The 4,144-nt window shown below is 69.0% G+C and carries 3 protein-coding genes; 1 reads left to right on the top strand and 2 read right to left on the bottom strand.

Annotation, left to right across the window (positions count from 1 at the left end; genetic code table 11):
- Nucleotides 1–774: M24B family metallopeptidase (locus tag AB3X43_RS01790; RefSeq protein WP_369428179.1), on the top strand; the 774-nt coding region annotated here is incomplete at its 5' end.
- A gap of 20 nt (nt 775–794) precedes the next feature.
- Here the strand turns inward: AB3X43_RS01790 and AB3X43_RS01785 are convergent.
- The gene (locus AB3X43_RS01785) at nt 795–2,150 is read right to left on the bottom strand and encodes a methyl-accepting chemotaxis protein (RefSeq protein ID WP_369428178.1); all 1,356 of its coding nucleotides are present in this window, start codon (nt 2,148–2,150) and stop codon (nt 795–797) included.
- 264 nt (nt 2,151–2,414) lie between these two features.
- Nucleotides 2,415–4,144, bottom strand: a 1,730-nt coding sequence (locus AB3X43_RS01780) for a zinc-dependent metalloprotease (RefSeq protein WP_369428177.1), incomplete at its 5' end; no start/stop codon positions are given.

Below are 4,144 nucleotides of genomic sequence, written 5' to 3'. Positions count from 1 at the left end.
GAGCGCCTGAGCGCGGAGCGGGCACGCCAGCCGGGCTTCGTGTCGCTGAGCTTCCCGACCATCGCCGGCTTCAACGCCAACGGCGCGATGCCGCACTACCGCGCCACGCCCGAGTCATTCGCGTGGATCTCGACGCCGGATGGCCTCGTCGCCGAAGGGCTGCTGCTGATCGATTCCGGCGCGCAGTACCTGGGCGGCACCACCGACATCACCCGCGTCTGGCCCATCGGCACCCCGAGCGCCGCGCAGAAGGCCGACTACACCCGCGTGCTCAAGGGCACGATCAACCTGTCGCGTGCCCGCTTTCCGCTGGGCACGCTGTCACCGCACCTGGACACGCTGGCCCGTGCGCCGCTGTGGGAAGCCGGGCTGGATTTCGGCCACGGCACCGGGCACGGCGTGGGGTACTTCCTGAATGTGCATGAAGGCCCGCAGAGCATTTCTCGCGCGGTGCCGGAGGCGTCGATGGCGATGTGGCCAGGCATGGTCACCTCGATCGAGCCGGGGCTGTACCGCGACGGCCGCTGGGGCATCCGCATCGAGAACCTGGGGCTGAATGTCTCGGTCGGAGAACCGGATGCATTCGGCGAGTACCTGGCGTTCGAGACGCTGACGCTGTGTCCGATCGACACCCGCTGCCTCGACCACGGGCTGCTGCGCGATGATGAGCGCCAGTGGCTGAACAGCTACCACGCCGAGGTGCACCGCCGTCTGGCGCCGCGGCTCTCGGGCGCGGCGCTGGACTGGCTGGTGGCACGCACCGGGCCGGTCTGAGCGCTGTCGCTGCTGCGGTTTCAGTAAGTCGTCGAGTCGCCACCACTGCCGTCGCCGCGGTCGTCCGTGCGGCGGCGCAAGCGGGCAGCCGCCTGGCGGTTCTCGTCGAGCGTGCCCCAGTCCGCGGAGGGAAACTGCGGCATCGGCGTGACCTGCTGGCCCTTGGCCCGCTGGCGGGCGCTGGCGATGGCGTGGTGGGCGTTCCAGGCGGCTTCCTGGGTCTGCTGCAGCATCTGGAACGCGCTGACCACCTTCTGCAGCCGCTCGGCTTGCTGGCGCAGGGCCTCGGCGGTCGAGGCGCTGTCGGTGACCATGGTGGCATTGCTGGCCTGGAGGCGCTCCAACAGCAGCACGTCCTGTTCCGGCTGCGCGGCCTGCGGTCCGCCAAGCTGCGGATTCTGGCGACGCTGCTCGACCAGATCGGTCATGCGCTGCACCGAGACGATGATGGCGTCCATCGTCAAGTCGGCGTCACGCGCCAGCTGGCCCCCGAACTCGACCTTTTCGGCCGAGGCGTGCACCAGCGTCTTGATTTCCTTGGCCGCGTTGGCTGCCCGGACCGCCAGCGCACGCACCTCGCCCGCCACCTGGGCAAAGCCCTTGCCCTTCTCGCCCGCCTGGGCCGCTTCCACCGCCGCATGCAGCGCCAGCAGGTTGGTCTGGAACGCGATGTTGTCGATCTTGCCGATGATCTCGAAGATCTCGCGGCTGGCAGCACGGATGTCGTCCATGTTGGCCACCACCTGCGAGACGACTTCGCCACCGCGCTGCGCTGCGGTCACCGCGACACTGAGCATCTCCTGCGCGGTGCGCACCGACACCTGCAGCGGCTGGTCGCCGTCGGACCGCGCCGATGCAATCCCCACCGGCTCGCACTCGTCGACATGTCCGTCGGTCTTGCGGGCAGGCACCGCCTGGGCCGTGGCCTGGGCCGCTTCCTGCGTGGCCGACTGCAAGCGACGGCGGATGTCCGTCATCGCCCGCAGCAGGTGGCCGAACTCGTCTTGCTGGTGGGCATCGGCCAGGTGGTGGTCCTCGCCATCGGCCAGACGCTCGGCCATGTCCACCGCCCGGTCCAGCGGCCACTTCACGCTGTCGACCAGCGTCCAGGCGATCACCGAGCCGCCCAGCAGTGCCAGTGCGCCCAGCGAGCCCAGCAGCACGATCCACTGCTGCTGCTGCGACTGGAGTTGCGCCAGCTGCGCTGCGGAAACGGCACCGAGCTGCGCGAGCTGCAGGGTGCTGTCCTGCAGTGCATAGACACCGAACAGCGTCAGCACGAGCATCAGGGCGATCAGGGCACCAAAGCCCATGCCCAATCGGGTGCCAACGGTCAGATCGGCAAGCAGGCGACGGGTGTGGTGAAGGGAAAACATCGGGGGCGGGCTCCGGTCTGGTCGATGCCCCGATTCTGTTCAAGGTCTACGTTTTGCGAAATACATCACGCCTCGTCACACAGGCGTCGAAATGCAAGAGCCTGCATGGCGCGCCTGCAAGCAGGGGAGCCGGATCCCGCAATCCAGCCCTGAACGTGCGCCTGGGCGCCAAATGTTGCAAAAACAGACCTTCATCTGAAGGTTCCGAGGGCCCGCGATCCAAGGCTGGCCGCGGCACCGGGAACACCTCGAACGACACGGCCTTCACACATTCGGTCGTACCACCTTGGCCTGCAGCGCCTCGCGCAGCATCTCGATGCTGTCCTGTAGATGCGCGGCACTCTCTGCAGACCAGCCGGAACGATAACGTACCGAGCGCAACCTGGCGAGCAGGTCTTCTGCACGGCGGCGCATGAGCGTGCGCAATTCCACGCGTCCGACCTGGGCGGGCTGCATCAGCAAGCCGATCAGGCGGGTCGTGTGCTCGCGCTGGAGCGCGCGGCGCATCGCTGGCATGTCCCCGCGACCCGGTGCCAGATCGGCCCAGACCTCGGTATCCAGACGCCGGTTCAGCTCGGCCAGCGTCAGGCTCTGTGTCGGATCACTCGCCTTGGCGGCACTGTCGAGCAGGCGCACCGCCACACCCTCGCTCATCAGCTGGGCCAGCACACCGCGCTGCAGGTCCGACAGCTGGGTCAGCGGCGTGAAGTCGGTCGCCACCGCGGCACCGCCGCTGAACAGCGCGTCCGCGCGCTCCAGATAGTCCGGTGCCAGGCGGCGCTGCAGTCCTGGCGACACCGTCAGGCTGTCCGGCGAGAGCACTTCGGCCACCAGGGTGTCGAGCGCCGCGCGCTGCTGCGCGGCCGGCACGGGCATCAGCGGATCGCGGCCCGTGCCCGGTGCGTCGCGCAGCGTGCGCAGGCCGCCGATCTGGCGCAACAGGGTCCCACTGACCCGCGCCACATCGCGCATGGCGTAGGACACGCCGCGGCGCAGCGTCGCGTAATCGGCCTCGGCAACCGGTCGGGCCTCCAGCCGGCGCAGCAGATCGCGCGCGATGCCGATGCGCTTGCGGGCGAAGGCCACCGGATCGCTGCCCAGATCGCCCTGCAGCGACTCGGGGTCGATGCCGAACAGGTTGTCCTCATCGCTGCCGTAGGCGAGTTCAGGCTCGCTGCTGCGGGCCGCGATGCGGCCGAGTCCGGCCGCTTCCTCGCCAGCCGGCAGCGGCCGGTAGGCATATTCGATGGCCCATTCGTCATACGGGCCGATCGTCGTCAGGAACGGCTCGACCGCCGGCTGACCACGCCCAGGCAGATTGACCGCCGAGTAGTCCATCACCGAGCCGGACAGCGCGTGGGTGCGCGTGAACACCGGATCGGAGAGTTGTGCCTCGCTGTAGACGTGTGATGCACGGAAGTTGTGGCGCAGCCCCAGCGTATGGCCGACCTCGTGCATCGTGACGTCCTTGAGGTAGGCCGCGACGAAGGCCTGCGCTTCGGGTCCGGCCGGGTCAGCACCGTCGCGCAGCGCGAGCACGTCCAGCGCATAGCTCAACTGCTCGCCTGCCACATCGGCGTGCTGGCACAGGTCACCAAGGTCGTTCAGCGCGAAGGGCCGGGCGAAAGCCGCGGCGGTCGCCGGGCGCTCGCGCTGCGCGTCGCGGGCCTGCATCAGCGCCAGCCAGTCGTCCACGCCGGGGTGGGCCAGCACCTGCGACTGCAGCGTGCGGATCGCGCGCGAGCTCAGGCTCTCGATGGCGATGTCCGCGTCGAGGATCTCGCCGCTGCGCGGGTCCACATGCACCGGGCCGACCGCGCCGAACACCGCGCTGGCGTTGGTCATCCAGCGGATCGAGGCGATGCCAGTGTCGAGGGTGTCGAAGGTGGCGTCGTCCGGCTGGACCTTGACCACGATGGCGTCCTTGAAGCCGATCTTCTCGAAGGCCTTGTTCCACTCCAGGATGCCCGCGGTGATCGACGCCCGGTAGCGCT

Source organism: Sphaerotilus sp., from assembly GCF_041083715.1.
Lineage (GTDB): Bacteria > Pseudomonadota > Gammaproteobacteria > Burkholderiales > Burkholderiaceae_C > Sphaerotilus.
Note: the sequence above shows the minus strand (reverse complement) of the source record. Positions and strands in the feature narration are given on the sequence as shown.

Excerpts from the sequence above, each read along its gene's own strand:
- AB3X43_RS01785 (WP_369428178.1), bottom strand. The coding sequence starts at position 2,150 with ATGTTTTCCCTTCACCACACCCGTCGCCTGCTTGCCGATCTGACCGTT.